The sequence below is a fragment of the Photorhabdus bodei genome (assembly GCF_003287735.1).
Taxonomy (GTDB): Bacteria; Pseudomonadota; Gammaproteobacteria; order Enterobacterales; family Enterobacteriaceae; genus Photorhabdus; species Photorhabdus kayaii.
The window spans coordinates 1-521 of record NZ_NSCM01000160.1 but is presented as its reverse complement, the minus strand read 5'-3'; the positions used below and the strand labels follow the sequence as shown (position 1 = coordinate 521).

The following is a 521-nucleotide window of genomic DNA, read 5'->3' as shown; positions in this document are numbered from 1 at the left end:
ACGATTCCAAACGCACGGGTCGAGTCGGATGGGAACGACTTTGGGAAGGTTGGTTTCGGCTGCAAACCCTGATAGACGGCTATTTGCTGGCTAAATCGGTTGATTTGGAGATCTGATCAAGAGACAGGCCATAAAGAGGGTGTCGCAAAAGCTCATGTTATCCATTAAAATCTGCGCTCTTCCTTTAGGCGCAGATCTTTTATGACCTTATTCACTCGAAAACTGGAACCGTCTGCTTACACTAAACGTCATAGCGTATAACTTATCAAGGGCCGTTGCCCTGATATTATGGGCTATTTTTAGCTTGTCTGGGTTGTCAGTTCCAATAACAGGCAATAAATCTCTGTGGGTTTATTGTCAATGCTGGCCTTTTGCGACACCCTCTAATTTGAAATAAATAAGATTTCATAATTGTGCTACACCCATTTTTTGTCTTCCTGGCTTTTGCTGTGATGAAAACGATGCCAAAAAGGCATCAACATAATTCAGTAACTGCCACATAAATTGACAACAATGATTTC

General features: G+C 42.0%; 1 pseudogene. It reads right to left on the bottom strand.

What is annotated here, in order from left to right:
• Positions 1-405 precede the first annotated feature (405 nt).
• Positions 406-521 (bottom strand): annotated as a pseudogene (locus CKY02_RS23265) (IS630 family transposase); the annotation flags it as partial.